At 58.0% G+C, this 16,614-nt stretch carries 14 protein-coding genes; 13 read left to right on the top strand and 1 reads right to left on the bottom strand.

The window, feature by feature from the left end; translation table 11 throughout:
• Positions 1-56 precede the first annotated feature (56 nt).
• The 7 genes from HWY30_RS25640 to HWY30_RS25610 all read left to right on the top strand — a co-directional run bounded on the left by HWY30_RS25640 (position 57) and on the right by HWY30_RS25610 (position 6,959).
• A complete protein-coding gene (locus HWY30_RS25640) occupies positions 57-1,019 on the top strand; it encodes an SAM-dependent methyltransferase (RefSeq protein WP_090812911.1) in 963 nt (320 codons plus the stop codon).
• A gap of 582 nt (positions 1,020-1,601) precedes the next feature.
• Positions 1,602-2,837: a site-specific integrase gene (locus tag HWY30_RS25635; RefSeq protein ID WP_090812956.1), complete on the top strand. Its 1,236-nt coding sequence runs from the start codon at positions 1,602-1,604 to the stop codon at positions 2,835-2,837.
• Entirely contained in the window at positions 2,834-3,772 is a 939-nt protein-coding gene (locus HWY30_RS25630) for a tyrosine-type recombinase/integrase (protein WP_090812913.1), read from the top strand. Before HWY30_RS25635 ends, HWY30_RS25630 begins: the two co-directional genes overlap by 4 nt.
• The gene (locus HWY30_RS25625) at positions 3,769-4,767 is read left to right on the top strand and encodes a site-specific integrase (protein ID WP_090812914.1); all 999 of its coding nucleotides are present in this window, start codon (positions 3,769-3,771) and stop codon (positions 4,765-4,767) included. Before HWY30_RS25630 ends, HWY30_RS25625 begins: the two co-directional genes overlap by 4 nt.
• A 152-nt stretch (positions 4,768-4,919) precedes the next feature.
• Positions 4,920-5,999: a Mu transposase domain-containing protein gene (locus HWY30_RS25620; protein WP_090812915.1), complete on the top strand. Its 1,080-nt coding sequence runs from the start codon at positions 4,920-4,922 to the stop codon at positions 5,997-5,999.
• Positions 5,986-6,744 carry an IS21-like element helper ATPase IstB gene (istB, locus tag HWY30_RS25615; RefSeq protein WP_090812916.1) on the top strand — a complete coding sequence of 253 codons (759 nt, stop codon included), beginning with the start codon at positions 5,986-5,988 and terminating at the stop codon, positions 6,742-6,744. Before HWY30_RS25620 ends, istB begins: the two co-directional genes overlap by 14 nt.
• A complete protein-coding gene (locus HWY30_RS25610; protein WP_090812917.1) occupies positions 6,741-6,959 on the top strand; it encodes a hypothetical protein in 219 nt (72 codons plus the stop codon). The genes istB and HWY30_RS25610 overlap by 4 nt, the downstream gene beginning before the upstream one ends.
• 1,368 nt (positions 6,960-8,327) lie before the next feature.
• Here HWY30_RS25610 and HWY30_RS25600 read toward each other — a convergent pair.
• A complete protein-coding gene (locus tag HWY30_RS25600; RefSeq protein ID WP_090812918.1) occupies positions 8,328-8,546 on the bottom strand; it encodes a hypothetical protein in 219 nt (72 codons plus the stop codon).
• 486 nt (positions 8,547-9,032) lie between these two features.
• On the opposite strand from HWY30_RS25600, the gene HWY30_RS25595 reads away from it, so the two are divergent.
• From HWY30_RS25595 to HWY30_RS25570, 6 genes are all read left to right on the top strand, one after another.
• Positions 9,033-10,016 carry a GlxA family transcriptional regulator gene (locus HWY30_RS25595; protein ID WP_090812919.1) on the top strand — a complete coding sequence of 328 codons (984 nt, stop codon included), beginning with the start codon at positions 9,033-9,035 and terminating at the stop codon, positions 10,014-10,016.
• 707 nt (positions 10,017-10,723) lie between these two features.
• Positions 10,724-11,719 (top strand): GlxA family transcriptional regulator, encoded by a 996-nt coding sequence (locus tag HWY30_RS25590; protein ID WP_244144994.1) that lies wholly within the window; start codon positions 10,724-10,726, stop codon positions 11,717-11,719.
• 157 nt (positions 11,720-11,876) lie between these two features.
• On the top strand, positions 11,877-13,694 hold the full coding sequence (glmS, locus tag HWY30_RS25585; RefSeq protein WP_090812921.1) for a glutamine--fructose-6-phosphate transaminase (isomerizing): 1,818 nt from the start codon (positions 11,877-11,879) through the stop codon (positions 13,692-13,694).
• Positions 13,695-13,983: 289 nt separating this feature from the next.
• Complete coding sequence (locus HWY30_RS25580; RefSeq protein WP_090812922.1) at positions 13,984-15,108, top strand: glycosyltransferase family 4 protein; 1,125 nt, start codon at positions 13,984-13,986, stop codon at positions 15,106-15,108.
• Positions 15,109-15,485: 377 nt separating this feature from the next.
• Positions 15,486-15,947: a helix-turn-helix domain-containing protein gene (locus tag HWY30_RS25575; RefSeq protein ID WP_167368898.1), complete on the top strand. Its 462-nt coding sequence runs from the start codon at positions 15,486-15,488 to the stop codon at positions 15,945-15,947.
• Positions 15,944-16,495 (top strand): IS630 family transposase, encoded by a 552-nt coding sequence (locus HWY30_RS25570; RefSeq protein WP_143037392.1) that lies wholly within the window; start codon positions 15,944-15,946, stop codon positions 16,493-16,495. Before HWY30_RS25575 ends, HWY30_RS25570 begins: the two co-directional genes overlap by 4 nt.
• The last annotated feature ends 119 nt before the right edge of the window (positions 16,496-16,614 follow it).

Raw genomic sequence — 16,614 nt, 5'->3', positions numbered from 1 at the left:
CTGCACTTTTGTCGGAGCGTCGCGGATTCCAACTACGTTTTCTTGTAGGGAGACAAATGAAGAATGCAAATGGACCCGTGGCCCAAGCCACTCGTCATGATCAACTGATTTCTCATGGCGCCGGTTCCCCAGACAACTACGGCGATCTGCTACAGTCCATACAGTCCATCAAGTCACGTCTGCGTCTGGCGGGCGACCTTCCTGGTGCCACGGTTGACCAACAAATTCGCTTGGTTGACAAATTATCGGCCTTCGAACTCGGTCGGTTCCTAATTGAGAATCGTGGCCTGAATGCGTACTGGACACATCAACTGGTGACCTACCGCCCGGGAACGGTGTCAGCAGGATCGATTTCCGATCTCGAGTACCGAATTTTTGAGAAATTACCCGTTGTACTCGCAACCCGGGAACGTTTTGGAATTTTCCGGCAGCAATTGCAAGCCTTGCTCAGATCGGGCCTTGCTCTGGCATCGGTTCCTTGCGGGTTGATGGATGAATTGCTGTTGCTCGACTATGAGCTGCACCCGGACGTCACTCTGACGGGCATAGATCTGGATCAACTGGCATTGAACGACGCATCCGACCTCGCACAGGAACGGGGGCTAGCCGGGCGCCTGTCGCTCCGTCTCGAGGACGCATGGACGCCGAATCTGAAAGCCACCATTGACGTACTGACCAGCAATGGTCTCAATATCTATGAACCAGACAATGGCCGCGTTACCGCCCTATATCGTGCGTTCTTCGACATGCTAAAGCCGGGTGGCTCGCTAGTTACTAGTTTCCTTACGCCACCGCCAACTCTGTCAGCAGAATCGCCATGGAAGCTGACGGAAATCGACCAGGAATCGTTGTCGCTTCAGCATCTCTTATTTGTGCGCGTCATTGAGGTGAAATGGAGCGCATTTCGCACCCATGCACAAACCTTGGCACAACTTGAGGATGCCGGTTTTGCCGATATTCGGTTCATCGATGATCGCGCCCGGATGTTTCCCACTGTTATCGCGCAGAAGCCATTCTGACGACTGTTGGAAGAGAGGTCAGCCCAGCACTCTTGATCCGCTGCCGTCGCAACCCTGTGCGACCGGATGCTGGCCACCGGGCAGAGGTGAGTTCTGTCAGTTGCAGATAATGTGAGCAGACGGCGATGGAATGAAAGCACGTCCGACTGCATGCAAGCACAGTTGCAGATAATCCGAGCACGCGCGATCCGTCAGTTGCAGTTAATTCGAGCCAGAAGCCGCGTCGATTGCAAGCAAGGCGGATCTCGAACAACTGCTCGAACTGTTCCAGGCGCAAAGAGGCTGTATGCGATGGTCACCGAGCGCGGCTACCGTGGCAACCTCCATCATTTCCGGCACCTGATCGCGATACACCGTCCGCGTCCTACACCAGAGGCCTATCTGCGGCTACGCACCTTGCCCGGAGAGCAGGGCCAGGTTGACTGGGCCCTATACCGAGCTCGGCATAGGCCCCACTACGCCGGGTATCAGACTATGCCGAGTAACGGGCTCCCGACCTTCGGAAAGCGCCCATATCGTCGAATCAAATCGGCATAGTATTTCTTCCCTCAAGGCCATGTCATGTCCTTGAAGGAGGATGAGATGGACAAGACTGATGTCAAGGTGTGGAGGCTGTTGCACGCTCCCGTTGGACCGCTTGCCGCACATATCGATCCGTTCGCCGAGCATCTGAGCGAGCAGGGTTACAACCGGTTTTATATTGGTGAGCAGCTCCGGTTCGTTGCAAGGTTCAGTTGCTGGCTGAAGGCGAACCATATTCATATCGACGGCGTGGCAGAGGCGCATGCAAAACAGTTTGTGGCACGGTATGCAGAAGAAAACGCGATTCAGCGAGGATTTCCAGCGACCATATTCAGGCTTATCGCCTATCTGCGTCAACGTGGTGCCATCCTTGATTCTCCGGTTGTGATTGAGTCGACGAATGTGCAGCGGATCACCACCGCATATTCCCGATATCTTCGCGACGATCAAGGGCTGTCGACCGCAACCTGCGTTCAATATGTTCCGTTCGCCGAGCAGTTTCTCGCCAACAGATTTGGTACGGGAACGATCAGGTTGTCCGCCTTGCATGCCGCCGACGTGATCAGTTTCATCCGTCAGCAATCCGGTCGATTGAGTCCGGCTCGTGCCCGATGCGCAACCATTGCGCTACGCTCATTCATGCGGTATCTAAACTATCGTGGCGATATTACGCTCGATCTGGCCGCCGCCGTTCCCGCAGTTCCCAACTGGTCAATGACGGCAATTCCACGAGCCATGCCAGCAGAGCACGTAAGCGCCGTATTGGCCAGTTGCAGGCGAGATACGTCGACGGGTCGCAGGGACTACGCAATATTGCTGCTGCTGGCACGGCTGGGTTTGCGATCGAGCGAGATCGTTCAACTGACGCTCGATTGTATTGACTGGGAGCGCGGTAGTCTTACGGTACTCGGTAAAGGCGGAAGCCAATCGATATTACCGATTCCGACAAATGTTGGCGAGGCCATCGCAGACTATCTTCAACATGGACGTCCGCGTTGTAATTTCCGTGCACTATTCCTGTGTGCGAACGCACCGGTCCGCGGCTTTGGTTCGCCGACCAGCATTGCTTCAATTGTCTACGCTGCCGTGACGCGCGCAGGGATTAATGCCCAGCATAGAGGCACACATCAATTCCGGCACGCGTTAGCCTGCGAGATGCTCAGGCATGGAGCTTCTCTTCCTGAGATCGGTAGCTTGTTGCGGCATCAACATTCAAAGACAACGGGCATCTACGCGAAAGTGGATTTCGGAGCCCTGCGCCCACTTGCCCAACCGTGGCCAGGAGAACCAAGATGAGCACATTATCAAAGCTCCTGGACGACTACCTGACGACCCGGCGATCATTGGGTTTCAAGCTCACCTGCGAAGGCACGGGTCTGAGGACGTTCGTCTCGTTCATGGAACGGCAACAGGCCGTGTACATCACGACGAAGCTCGCGCTCGCCTGGGCACAGAAACCGCGTTTAGTCCAACCTGCCCAATGGAACCGGCGTTTGGGCTTCGTGCGAAGCTTCGCCCGGTATTGCAGCGCGTTTGACGCAAGGACTCAGGTGCCTCCAACGGATCTGCTTCCGTTCAAATACGTCCGCCCTGAGCCATACTTCTTTACTGACCACGATATCGAACGTCTGTTGCAGGCCACCTTGAAGCTCCGCCCCGAGAACGGCTTGCGACGCTGGACATTCCGCTGCTTGTATGGACTGCTCAGCGTGTCGGGACTACGGTCCTGTGAAGCTCGCAATCTGTTCGTGGACGATGTCAACCTTGTGGATGGAGTTCTGACGATCCGCTCGTCCAAATTCGGTAAGTCGCGTCTCGTGGTTCTGCACCCGAGTGTGGTGGCGGTTCTTACGGGCTATCTGGAGCGGCGCCAACACTTCTTCGGATCGCGCTCGCACCTCATAAGTCATGTGTTTGTGAACGACTGCGGTTCGCCTTTGAGTAGCGAGCAAATGCTCGATACATTCCAGCGCCTGATGAAGCGTATTGGCGTAACGGCAAACGAGGCAGGACGCAAACCACATCTGCATGATCTTCGGCATCACTTTGCCATGCAGGCACTGTTGCGGTGGTATCGCGACGACGAGGAGATCGAGCGCCGGCTGCCAGCGCTGTCAGCGTACCTTGGGCATGTCGAAGTCCGCGACACATACTGGTATCTCTCTGCGCGACCTGAACTGCTGCAGCTCGCCAGGCAAAGGCTTGAACGGTACTGGGAGCAAACGTCATGAGCACGACTGTCAACTTCGGAAGCGTTCTAACGCGATTCATTACCCAGCGCCTGATGAAGCAGCGACATGTGAGCGAGCACACCATCGGATCCTATCGGGATACGTTTCGCCTGTTGCTCAAGTTCGTCCACGCACGAACCGGCAAGCAACCGTCCAAACTTCTGTGGGCCGATATCGATGCCCCGTTGATCAGTGCGTTTCTCGATGATTTGCAGGACCGGCGTGGTATTGCCGCGCGTAGCCGGAATCTGCGTCTGACTGCAATACGTTCGCTCTTCCGGTACGCTTCGTTCGAGCTTCCGGAATATTCCAGCCAGATTCAGCGGGTGCTGGCAATCCCGTCAAAACGCGCGACCCGTCGGCAAATTGGCTATCTGACCCGGCGGGAACTGGACGCACTGCTCGATGCGACGGATCAGAGTACGTGGTCGGGGCGACGTGACTACGCCTGGCTGCTGCTCGCGGCACAAACCGGACTACGACTGTCAGAACTGACCGGACTCACTCGCGAAGATGTCCACCTGGGCACAGGCGCCTACGTCCATGTAACGGGCAAGGGTCGGAGAGAGCGTTGCACGCCGCTAACGAAGCAAACCGCGCCGGTATTACAGGCATGGCTGAATGAGCTTCCCCTCGGCGAAGCTCAGGTTGTGTTTCCGAACCGCCGCGGCACTCGCATGAGCAACGACGGCATCCAATACCTGCTCGCGCGTCACGCCGACACGGCCCGGAAGGCGTGCGCGTCGCTAAGGAGCAAGCACATAAGCCCCCACGTGTTGAGGCATTCCGCAGCCATGAACCTTCTGCATGCCGGGTATGACACGACCGTCATCGCGATGTGGCTGGGTCACGAATCCGTCGAGACTACCCGCATCTACCTGGAGGCAGATCTCGAACTGAAACGAAAGATGCTCGAAAAGACCACGCCCTCAGGTACTACGGCGGCAAAATACAAGCCCGGCGACACATTGCTGGCATTCCTCCAAAGCTTGTAGCACAACAGACTATGCCTAGTACGGGCTCCAGTCTCGTCCCGTTCGAACGCCGTCGTCTTACAAAGGGGTGGGAGTCTCTCGGCATAGTCTGATACCCGGCGTAGTGGGGCCATTTCGATCACCTGCAGATCGGGCGCGCGCGTCGGCCGCTGATGGCCTTCGTCATGGTGCTGTCGTGGTCGCGGCAGATCTATCTGCGCTTCTTCCTCGATGCCCGCATGGACAGCTTCCTGGCGGGCCACGCCGGCGCGTTCGCGGCGTGGTCCGGATTGCCAAGGATCCTCCTCTACGACAATCTCAGGAGCGCTGTGCTCGAGCGTCAGGGTGATGCGATCCGCTTCAACCCGACGCTTCTTGCGTTCGCCGCTCATCATCGCTTCGAGCCCCGTCCAGTGGCAGTGGCCAGAGGCAACGAGAAGGGACGCGTCGAAAGAGCTATCAGGTATGTACGTGAGAATTTCTTTGCCGCGCGCAAGTTCGTTGACCTCGACGACCTGAATGCCCAGGCCGCGCTCTGGTGCGCCGGTCCCGCCGCCGATCGTCCCTGCCGGGAAGAGCCCACGATCACGGTGCGCGAAGCCTTCGCCCGCGAACAGCCCAGCCTGCTTGCGTTGCCGGCGAATCCGTACCCGTGCGAGCTGCAACTGGCCGTGAAGGTCGGCAAGCAGCCGTATGTGCGCTTCGATCTGAACGATTACACGATCCCGCATACCCACGTGCGGCGCGTACTCACGGTCCGGGCCGATCCCCGGCAGGTGCGCATTCTCGACGGCGCCGATCTGCTTGCAACTCATGTGCGCAGTTACGATCGCGGCGCGCAGATCGAGATTGTCGCGCACATCGACGCCCTCGTTGCACGCAAACGCGAAGCCCGTCACCATCGCGGCCTCGACCATCTCGCCCGCGCGGCGCCGGCCAGTCACACGCTCATGCTGCGCGCGGCGGAACGCGGCGCCAATCTGGGCAATATCACCGCCCACCTGCTGCGGCTGCTCGACCGTTATGGTGCAGCCGAACTGCAGGCGGCCATCGAGGAAACGCTCGCCAGCGATGCCGCGCCTCACCAGAATCCGGTGCGTCTGGCGCTGGAGCGTAGGCGCGAGTCGCGCCAGATACCGCCGCCGGTGACGGTGAACCTGCCCGAGCACGTGCGCAGCAAGGACACGCTGGTGACCCCTCACCGGCTCGACATCTACGACCAGATAACGGGAGGTACTGATGAGCTCGCCTGAGAACCTGCAGGAGCGCGCGAACGCCTTGCGCCTGTACGGGCTGCTGGCGCACTGGACAGACATCTCGGAGGCGGCGTGGGTCGAGCCGTTACTGCAGTGGGAGGAGGACGAACGCGCCCGCCGTTCACTCGAGAGGCGCATCCGGGACGCCCATCTGGGCAGCTTCAAACCGCTGTGCGACTTCGACTGGGCCTGGCCCACGCGCTGCGACCGGGCCGCCGTCGAAGAACTGATGTCGCTCGAGTTCGTCAGGGACACCGCCAACGTCGTACTGATCGGCCCGAACGGCGTGGGCAAGTCGACCCTGGCGCTGAACCTGGCCTACCAGGCGCTCGTCAACGGGCACACCGCGCTGTTCACAACGGCTGGCCAGATGCTCGCCGCGCTGGACAGTGACTCAGCGTTACGCCGGCGGCTGCACCGGTACGCCACGCCTGACGTGCTCGTAATTGACGAGGTCGGATACCTTTCCTACTCGAATCGCCACGCCGACCTGCTGTTCGAGCTGATCAGCCGCCGGTATGGCGCAGCGAGCACCGTGGTCACCACAAACCGGCCGTTCGCAGAATGGTCGGAGGTATTTCCGAACGCCGCCTGCGTCGTCTCGCTGGTTGACCGGCTGGTGCATCGCGCCGAAGTCGTCGCGATCGAAGGCGAGTCCTACCGGGTGAAGGAGGCACGTGAACGGGCCGAGCAGCGCGCAAAGAAACGCAGCGCGGCACGCATGGAGAAGAAGAAATCATGAAGCGCCTTCACCTGCCTTCGGGCTTCACTCATGGGCTCGAGTTCCTGATCCCGGACAACTGGTCCGCAGAACAGGCGCTCGCCGTCGTGGAACTCATCGACGATCTACGCGAGCGTATCGCCTCGCACTACCAGATTCCGCTCAATGACCTGCTGCACGAACAGCGCGCGCCTCCCGACAATCCTCACCCTCGCGACATCGACGATCCGTTCTGACGGCCATCACCCAACAACAGCGGCCCGTAACCGCCCCTGTTGTTGACGCTTCTACTCAACTTTGCGCCGCCGTCTAATGGCGCTTTTACACCGCCGCTAACAGCTCGATTCGCGCGTACTTGAAGACTCAGATAAGCAGCTTACGACCATCTTTGAGCATGGCAACGAAGCCGGCGACTGAAACTATCCGCCCGAGACCATCGTACTTCTTACGCAGGTTCTCAATGAACACGACAGGCAATTGCGAGATACACCCTTCCATTTACTGCTCGACGCAAGCGATCGTCTCGACAGGATCATTGAGCAGCCGGACTCGCCGGCCCTTGAAGTCACGAATTGCGTCGGAAAAAACTAACTCCTCGAGCGATGAGCGGCACTTGCATGTCGGAAGTCGGACAAAGTGGCAGCAAGCCGCCACCACACTATGCAGTATCAGAGGCCGCTATGTTGTGACGCCTATGACGACGAGCTCACAACGATCTGAACGCACGCTTCTATTCACGCCTGCTTACGCTGATCGGCGACTGCACATACGCGGATGGACGCGTGACCAATCTGGCCGGTACGAACGGCGCGAACTTCAAGCCGCGTTGGCATCAGTTCACGCTCGGCGTCGACTATGCGCGATCCAAGCGGACGGACCTGTATCTGTAGGGGGTCTTTCAAGTCGCGGCAGGCGATGCGTCGGCCCGCGTGGGCAGCAGTTATCAGAACATCGCGGCAATTGCCAAGTCGGCACGGCATCTTCCAGCAACAGGCAAGCGGCCTCGTTCTCGGGCGTCCGAGTGAAGTTCTAACTCTCGTGCCCCAACACGCCGCTTGCGAGGATCGGCGAGGTCTTCGCGGCTCGTGCTTCGCCTTTGTTTTTCGCACTGTGTGACAGGGGCCCGCGTCACAGCCCGACCAACAAGATTGAACGGAGTCCTCACCGCAAAAAAAGACCCGCCGGATCGCGGGACACCGGCGGGTACCACGAGCTCGACGGGATTTTTCCGAGGGCCTTCCCCGAGGGCCTTCCCCGAGGGCCTTCCCGCGAGTGACCGAGGGGATTCTACGCCCTCCGTCATTACGAACGAGGGCTGCGGCGGATTCTTCTCCGATGTTGTCGGCAAGTGCTCATGAGCTAGGTGCAATAGCCGTGCAACACGTTGCTTTAAGGGGCGACTCTGAATTGAACGAGCGAGTCGAGCACTGCAGCTGCGCGAATTGGCTGACTCTCGAACGAGTCGTTATCCACTTGAGGGCGGGCAGTCTGTGGACCAATTGCGCGACGGTTACTCAGCCTCCTGCGTTGCGCCCGCGGCCTAAGTTGTTGTCTAGCACCTACACTTCCCGTGCCTTGTACAGCGTGGCGAAGTCGATCGAGCTTCAGCTTGATCGGTTTGCCTTCGGTTGAATCTCCTCTTCGAAAATTGCCAAGACCTCGGCGACCGTGTAGCCCGGCAGTTGCTTGGTAAGCATGTCCCAAAAGATCACATCGTGCATAGCACTGGCGTCTTCTTCCGTCTTCCAAGCTCTCGCGCCCACAATTGAGTCCGCGGTTTCGAAGGCAGCTTCGACGATGGTTCGGATGTCTTCTTTACGCATAAATCTTTATCGGTCGCGCGTCTTTGTTTCTTTAGCCCGGTACACACCCGTTCGTCTACCGGACTCCGACGTTGCTCATGAAGGAAAAATGACACAAGGGGTGAGAGCGGATTGTACAGGTGTAGCAAAGCGTTGCAGGCAGGCGGCGGATGCCGCGAACATTCTGTCTGAGAATACCAAAGGAACCGGTTCCGCAAGTGCGTAAATCCGACTGGAATTTGGCGAAATGTTCCGGTCAGTTGCATTCCCCGTACGCACCTCCCTCTTGGCTTGGAAAAAAATCCCGATGAAAACGAGACGCAGTGTCATTACCGATCAAGTTTTCATTTAGAATACGCGGGTCCCACGTCGGTGAACGCACCGCGCGTCTCTTTCCGACCGACCCTAGCTATATTTCGGCAAGCGGCGGCCCTCGCAGGTCCGCACAACTCAACCGTCGCAACCATAGAGTTCAACACATCGACTCTTTCGGAAGCAAAGAACGTAATGGAATCTGATAATCACCTGCCGCTGCAGTGGAGCAAATCTTCCATTCGGGCGCTAACGCGTGCCGACATCCTGGTGGCCGATGGCTTTGCGCTGCCCGAAGTTGCAGTAGTTATTGAAATATTCCATAAAGCGAACGCTCTAATCGCCACCCTTCCAGATCGCCACCCCCTCTATGAAGTAGCGCTCCTCTCCGCGTCAGGCGGTCGCATCGTCAGCTCTTCGTCAGTTGTAGTGTGGACACAACGCTTCGACTGCCACCGTGGCAAGGACGACAAGCGATTGCTCTTTATCGCTGGCGGAGTCGGGGTACGCGATGCATCCAAGGATGAGCGCATGATCGATTGGCTATGTCGCCAGTATTCATCGAGTGAAATGGTTCAGCCAATCGCAGAAGGACGGTGTCTGTTGGATGCGGCCGCTCTTTCAAGTAAGTGCCTGTCCGATTCCAACGGCGACGGGTCGCTTCATGAAATATACGGGTCGCTCACACCGACGTCGGGCGCTGGCCTCGTCGCATTACGCATCGTCGAACAGGATCTCGGCGCAAGTACCGTGAAACTGATTTCAGACTCGCTGTCCACGCATCAGGCTCCGTCCTTCAGCGAGTTGTTCGAAACGAGTGTTGACCGGCCGCCGAGTGACAACATCAAGGTCGCCGTTCGTTGGATGAACGCGAACCTGACGTGCCCGATCTCGATCGACGCCGTAGCAGAAGCCGCTGCAATGAGCGAGCGCAACTTTCTGCGGCGGTTCAAGAAAGAAATAGGCATGACACCGTCCGACTATCTGCTACACGCACGGCTGAGTCTCTGCTGCAGAATGCTGGGCGAGTCGCGATTGCCCGTCGACAAGATTGCACGTCACTGCGGTTTCAGTGATGGCGGACCGTTGTCAAAGTTGTTCCGGAAATATCTTTCGACCACGCCGACAGCGTACCGAGACGCGCGGAAGGCAGTTCCACTGCGCGTGTCTTCGTCCTGATTCGGGTTGGCAACGGATAGCAGCTCCCGCTTTTGGCCAAAACCGTGTCGCATTCCGCAGTCCTTGCGCGTGCCCTTCCTCTTCGCGCTAGAATTCGCGCTTGGAAATGCGAAGGACAAGTAGGCGGGCCAGCCTAGTCCTTTGACTTTGCGGCCGCCGCTCCTCGAGCAGCGGCTTTTTTTTCGTGGAACCTTGCCTGACCGGGCGCGTGGCAAGACCGCTCGCCTACTTCCATCGCTTTCGAGACAAACTGCCTGTGTGAGAGGCCCTGCTTGATCGCCATCTCTGCCGCTTGTTTGTCCTATCGACAACGCGCGCGGTGCGATGCAGCTTGCATATGGCGACCGATCTTCTCTCGAATTATCGCACGGGCCACAAGAGGCTCAAGCCCCAGCTTAAGCAAGATAGTGTGCTTCACACGCTGCCACGCGTTCAGCGACGAGCTGCACATTCCGAGCGCATCAGACGTCGAGCAGCCGAGCGATGGCAATAGGCCGAAATACCGGTTTGTTTGACCTCAACGGTCAAGATGTTGGCGCATTCGGCCATTCGACAACGGCTCTTGCCGAATTACGTGCGATAAACCCCATAATCATGAGGAAAGTCCTTTACTGCGAGGCCGAATACATATTCTCGGGGAAAGTACGATGGAGTTTGCTTGCACAAAGCCGCGACCGGACGTGCTTAAGTCCCACGCACCACCGGAAATGCAAAATATCAAACGCATCGGCTTGGTGCTGTTCGATGGATTTGCACTCCCAGACACGGCCGCGGTAATAGAAATATTTCACAAAGCTAACGCGCTGGTACTGCAGCATCATGGCGCACACTCTCGATACGAAGTCTCACTGTTGTCCACATCGGGCGGACGGGTTGCGAGTTCCTCCGCTGTGTATGTATGGACGGAGCGCGTCGGCTCGCTTCAATACGAAAGCGACTTGCACAGGCTGTTCATCGCAGGTGGCATAAGCGCTCATCGGGCATTGCACGACGAACTTCTCATCCCTTGGTTGCGTCGGGCATGTCATGCAAGCGCTACGGTTCACCCTATTGCTGAGGGCCGCTTGTTGTACGACGCCGCCGAAGCGAAAAAATGTCTTGACCCGCAGATGGACCGCATCGGCGCAGGAAGACCTGAGATCGCGCCGCGACTATTCGATCAAAGCATGAGACCGGTGCGCGCGGCGTTAGATATCGTCGAAGAGGATCTGGGCGCCGAATTAGCACAACACATAGCCCAATCAATGGCGCCACAAGGCAACACGCCTCCCGGCGCATTCTTTCGAACGAACGCTGCCTCGGATGTCAGCGACAAGATCAACGCTTCTGCCCGATGGCTGGACGAGAACGTCGGTCGGTCTGTCTCAATGGAACTTGCTGCGAAGGTCGCGGCGATGAGCGAGCGAAACTTCCTGCGGCGCTTTAAGAATGAAATGGGCATGACGCCGTCCGACTATCTGCTCTACGCTCGGCTGAATTTGTGTTGCAGGATGCTTGTCGAAACACGCCTACCCGTCGATAAGATCGCACGCCACTGCGGTATCGGCAGCGGAGAACATCTGGCCAAGCTGTTCCGAAAGCATCTATCGACGACGCCGACCGAATACCGGAAGCGCAGTGAAGTGTCTCGCACCGTACCAGGCAACTTCATCAAAGCGACGCATTCCAACCCAGACGCTAGCGGGATGGCGAACGCAGATTAACGTCGCCAACGCTCGCTCAACCCCGATGCGTTGTTCGTTGAATCCTGAAAGGCCAGTTGCGACCTGCCGGTGAACAGCAGCGACTGAATTGCTGGATGTTGGTTCAGCCTCCCGCCATCTAGACGCTCACCCTCTCGTATCTAAAGGACCAAACTACGTGTGCGGCATTGTCGGTGCAGTAGCGCGTCGTAATATCGTTCCCGTCCTGGTTGAAGGACTGCGGCGGCTCGAATATCGAGGATATGACTCCTGCGGCCTGGCTGTCGTGACGAGCGACGGTCCACGGCGCGTGCGCAGCGTCGTGCGCGTGGCGGAGCTTGACGATCAAGTGAGCGAAGTGCGGTTCGAAGGCGTGACGGGAATCGCGCATACACGCTGGGCGACGCATGGGGCGGCGACCATAAACAACGCACATCCGATCTTCTCGAGCGGCTCGCTGGCAATTGTGCACAACGGCATCATCGAGAACTATCAGGCACTGCGCGAAACGCTGCGCGAGCAGCACTACGAGTTCGTCTCGCAGACCGACACCGAGGTCATCGCGCATCTGATTCACAGCCTATACAAGGGGGACCTGTTCGCGGCTGTGCGTGAAGCTGTGCGTCAACTCACGGGCGCCTATGCGATAGGCGTAGTGCATCAAGACCACCCACACACCTTAGTGGGCGCGCGAGCCGGCTCACCGCTGGTTGTGGGTTATGGCAATGACGAGAATTTCATTGCTTGGGATGCGCTCGCCATCGCGGGTAGCGCGGAGCACATCAGTTATCTCGAAGAGGGCGACATCTGCGAGATCGCGCTCAAGGGCGTGCGCCTCGTCGACTTTCGAGGTGACAAGGTCGTCCGGAATCCGCGCCGCGTGCAGGCATATGGTGGCGCGGTCGAACTTGGGCCGTATCGCCACTACATGCAGAAGGAGATCTTTGAGCAGCCGCGCGCGATCTCCCACACAATTCCGGCCACAGATACGTTTCGTCCGAGGTTGTTTGGCGAGATGGCCAGCGACGTGTTCCGCGGCATCGACAGCGTGTTGATTCTCGCCTGTGGCACCAGCTACTACGCCGGCCTCACCGCCAAGTATTGGCTCGAATCGGTCGCGAAGATCCGGACGGAAGTCGAAATCGCGAGCGAGTACCGCTATCGCGAGTCGGTGCCGAACCCACGCGCGCTTGTGGTGACGGTCTCACAGTCGGGGGAAACTGCCGACACGCTTGCTGCGCTCAAGCACGCGCAGTCCCAGGGGATGACACATACGCTCGCCGTGTGCAACGTTGCGACAAGCGCTATGGTGCGCCTCACCGAGCTCAAGTTCCTCACCCATGCAAGAATGGAAATCGGCGTCGCGTCGACGAAGGCGTTCACGACGCAGCTCGTCGCGCTGTTCGTTTTGGCAGTGACGCTCGGAAAGGTTCGCGGCCATGTCAACGACGCGCAGGAAGCAGAGTATATCCATCAGCTGCGCCACCTTCCCGCGGCGCTCAACGCCGTTCTGGCGCTTGAGCCTCAGATCATCGCGTGGTCCGACGATTTCGTGCGCAAGGAGGACGCGCTGTTCCTCGGCCGAGGGTTACATTATCCGATCGCGCTAGAGGGCGCGCTGAAGCTGAAGGAAATCTCGTACATCCACGCTGAGGCGTACTCGGCTGGTGAGCTCAAGCACGGGCCACTCGCACTCGTGACGGAGGCAATGCCTGTGGTGACCATCGCACCGAACGACGCGCTTCTCGACAAGCTCAAGTCGAACATGCAGGAAGTGCGCGCTCGTGGCGGTCACATCTACGTCTTTGCGGACTCCGACACGCACATTAAGAGCGACGATGGCATCCACGTTATCCGTATGCCAGAGCACTACGGACTGCTCTCGCCGATCCCGCACGTCGTGCCGCTACAACTGCTCGCATATCACACGGCATGCGGTCGAGGCACGGATGTAGACAAGCCACGAAACCTTGCGAAATCGGTGACCGTAGAGTAGCGCCGGCTCCATATGAGTAGTGGCATTTGTTTCTTCCTACATCCCGCTGGATGTATGCGTACGTTATTTATCGTCCATCGTCGGGGCAGGCGAAAGCATCTGTCGGAATCCCGCCTCTGCGCGACCGCATTGCGCAGTTGCGCAATTCTCGCCTCTTGCCTGCGCGTGGGCCCGCTTTCCGCCTGATGGACCACTTCCCCCATCGGCCTCGTTGTGAACATCTTACCGATGTACTCCTGTGGTACCGAGCGCGGAATCACGGATCATTCCACAAATTGTGGTGACACTAATGAATAGTATTCAACGCTTGACTAAAGGGATGAAACGATCCAGACATCGAAATATTCGCGTTTTGCATGTTGGGCCCGGATATGGACAGAAAGGCGGGATCGCTACAGTGCTCAATGACCTACGGTCCAAGGCCGACAACCTTCAATCGCTGGGGATTAAAACAGCAATCTTTCCGACAAGAAGCTTCAAGTCTGCGACGAACATTCTGAAATTCGTCTCCACCGATATTCTTCGCTTCATACATGCTGCATGGCACGCAGATATCGTGCATCTACACGTTGCGTCCCGCGGCTCGCTTGTCCGAAAAGGTGTCATATTTGCAACCGCAAAGGTAATGCGTCGGCGGTGCATCTTTCACGTCCATTCGGGAGACTTCTTTGAGTACTACGAGGGCGCTGGAGCAGTCTATCGCGCCGCGGCAAAATGCATGGTTCGCCATTCAGATGCACGTGTCGTCGTGTCAAGTGCTCATCGCGACGATATGCTGAAGACATTCGGCACGACATCGCTACCAACGGTAATCGGAAATTGTGCCGTTGAGGCCGAACGTGCTTGTCTTTCGTGTGCACAACCGATAGACGACGGCCGATACGTGCTTTTCGCTGCTCGGCTAGCGGAGAGCAAAGGTTTAGAGGAGTTGTTTCGCGCGGTCAGAGAACTTCGGCTGCGCGGCCTCTGCGTGCCATTGAAGGTAGCGGGTTCAGGAGATACGGCTCGATGGCGCGGCCTAGCTGAAACGCTTGGAATCGAAGACCAGGTGGAGTTCATTGGCTGGATTGTGGGTGAATCAAAAATCGCCGCTTTTGCGCGCGCGTCGATTTTCTGTATGCCAAGCTACTTTGAATCGTTTGGGATTTCGACGCTCGAGGCAATGTGGGCGGGGCGCCCAGTAATCGGCACGGTTGTTGGCGGATTTTCCGATCTCGTGCAAGAAGGCGAGACCGGATACTTGGTTCCGCCGCGTAACATACCGCTGCTTGCAGAAAGAATCGGCGAGCTTTGGTCAAACGCCGCGCGCGCCAATGGCATGGGCAAGGCAGGAAAGCGCGCCGCCCAGAAGAAGTTCGGATCCGCCGTCATCATCGACAAGTACGCGACGCTCTATAGGACCGTCTGCCACTGACCTTGAGAGAGCGCACGTCGGGGAAATTCACTCGCCGCTTTCCGGCGCGCATGTCTTCGCCTCACTGAAGTTGCCTCGGTGTAGAGCAGGGACGGGCGCGGACGCGACCCTTCGAGTCGACGTCGTACCATGTCCTCGGTTGCAATTGTCGGATGCGAATCCTACTCAGCAACGACGGCGGTTATCCGGTCCGAACTTAAAGATAACGGACGAAAAGCGCACGGCAATGCCTTCTTGCCGCCAGCCAACCGTCAGCTGCGACGGTGCGCGCTAACAGTTGCCCGCACGCTCAGCATTTCCACGCCATGCATTAAGTGTTGCTGGTAAACGCGTTTGAATTTTGTTAACTTCGGCAAACCCATTGCGCCGGAGTCCAGATGAAGTGTGTTGTAGAGCTGAGCGAAGCCGAGGAAAAGACCTTGCAACAGATGTCGTTGAATCACCAGCATCGCGACATGCGCACCCGGGCCGCGGGCGTGATGATGCTCGGCCGCAAGATCAAACTGACTGAAGTGGCTGCGCAGCTCAGCGTGAGCGGGCAGTCGGTCTACAACTGGGCGCACGCGTGGCGGGAATCCGGCATATGTGGGCTGCTGGTCGGTCATAAAGGCGGACGTCCCCGTTCGTTGTCTGAAGCCATGATCGCCACCGCCATCGAGGCGGCCAGCGCCGAATTGATGACTCTCAGACAGATTGCGCAGCGCGTTGAAGAAGCTCATGGTGTGCCGTTTCCCTGCCGCCTGGATACCTTGTCGACTGCGCTCAAACGAGCGGGGTTTTCCTACAAGCGTGGTCGCTATTCGCTCAAAAAAAGCGTAACCCCGAGGAGTTCGCCGTGAAGGCCTCCACCCTCGCGAAGCTACAGCAGGCCGCACTCGACGGTGCGTGCCAGCTGTTCTACTTCGATCAATCCGGGTTCAGTGCTTCGCCCCCGGTGCAGCGCGGCTGGTCGCCCATCGGCGAACCGCATCGTGTGTTCCCGCAACCGCACTGCAAACGCTCCGTCCTTGGTGCACTGGATTTCGGCGCCAACCTGCTGACGTATCACACCAGCAAGACCACGATCAAACGCCCCGATGTCGTGCAATTCCTTGAGCAGATCGCGCGGGAAAGCACGCCCGGTCTGACGACGCTAGTGGTGCTCGACAACGCCTCGATCCATCACAACATCGATCAGGAAACAATCGACCGATGGTTTCTCGAACATCGCATGGTGCTGTTCTATCTGCCGCCCTACAGCCCCGAACTGAATCTCATCGAAATCCTCTGGAAGCACGCCAAGTATCACTGGCGCCGCTTCGTCACTTGGACCAAGGAAACCATCGATGCCGAGGTCAAAAAACTGCTCGACGGATTCGGCTCAGATTTTCAAATCAGATTTTCGTGAACACTTAAACCATTTAGAAAGGCTCCCAATCCGCGCTCCATGTTAGCTGCCATAACGGCCGCCGCCTCGCGAATGCATAACCTTACATCGGGGCAGCCCACAAAATGTCAACGACGGAC

Source organism: Paraburkholderia tuberum STM678 (genome assembly GCF_902833905.1).
GTDB classification, from domain to species: domain Bacteria; phylum Pseudomonadota; class Gammaproteobacteria; order Burkholderiales; family Burkholderiaceae; genus Paraburkholderia; species Paraburkholderia tuberum.
This window is presented reverse-complemented; position numbering and strand designations above follow the sequence as displayed.

Coding starts and splice junctions, on each gene's coding strand:
- istB (WP_090812916.1), top strand. CDS start 5,986: ATGAGCTCGCCTGAGAACCTGCAGGAGCGCGCGAACGCCTTGCGCCTG.
- HWY30_RS25600 (WP_090812918.1), bottom strand. CDS start 8,546: ATGCGTAAAGAAGACATCCGAACCATCGTCGAAGCTGCCTTCGAAACC.
- HWY30_RS25580 (WP_090812922.1), top strand. CDS start 13,984: ATGAATAGTATTCAACGCTTGACTAAAGGGATGAAACGATCCAGACAT.
- HWY30_RS25625 (WP_090812914.1), top strand. CDS start 3,769: ATGAGCACGACTGTCAACTTCGGAAGCGTTCTAACGCGATTCATTACC.
- HWY30_RS25595 (WP_090812919.1), top strand. CDS start 9,033: ATGGAATCTGATAATCACCTGCCGCTGCAGTGGAGCAAATCTTCCATT.
- HWY30_RS25575 (WP_167368898.1), top strand. CDS start 15,486: ATGAAGTGTGTTGTAGAGCTGAGCGAAGCCGAGGAAAAGACCTTGCAA.
- HWY30_RS25635 (WP_090812956.1), top strand. CDS start 1,602: ATGGACAAGACTGATGTCAAGGTGTGGAGGCTGTTGCACGCTCCCGTT.
- HWY30_RS25620 (WP_090812915.1), top strand. CDS start 4,920: ATGGCCTTCGTCATGGTGCTGTCGTGGTCGCGGCAGATCTATCTGCGC.
- HWY30_RS25610 (WP_090812917.1), top strand. CDS start 6,741: ATGAAGCGCCTTCACCTGCCTTCGGGCTTCACTCATGGGCTCGAGTTC.
- HWY30_RS25640 (WP_090812911.1), top strand. CDS start 57: ATGAAGAATGCAAATGGACCCGTGGCCCAAGCCACTCGTCATGATCAA.
- HWY30_RS25630 (WP_090812913.1), top strand. CDS start 2,834: ATGAGCACATTATCAAAGCTCCTGGACGACTACCTGACGACCCGGCGA.
- HWY30_RS25590 (WP_244144994.1), top strand. CDS start 10,724: ATGCAAAATATCAAACGCATCGGCTTGGTGCTGTTCGATGGATTTGCA.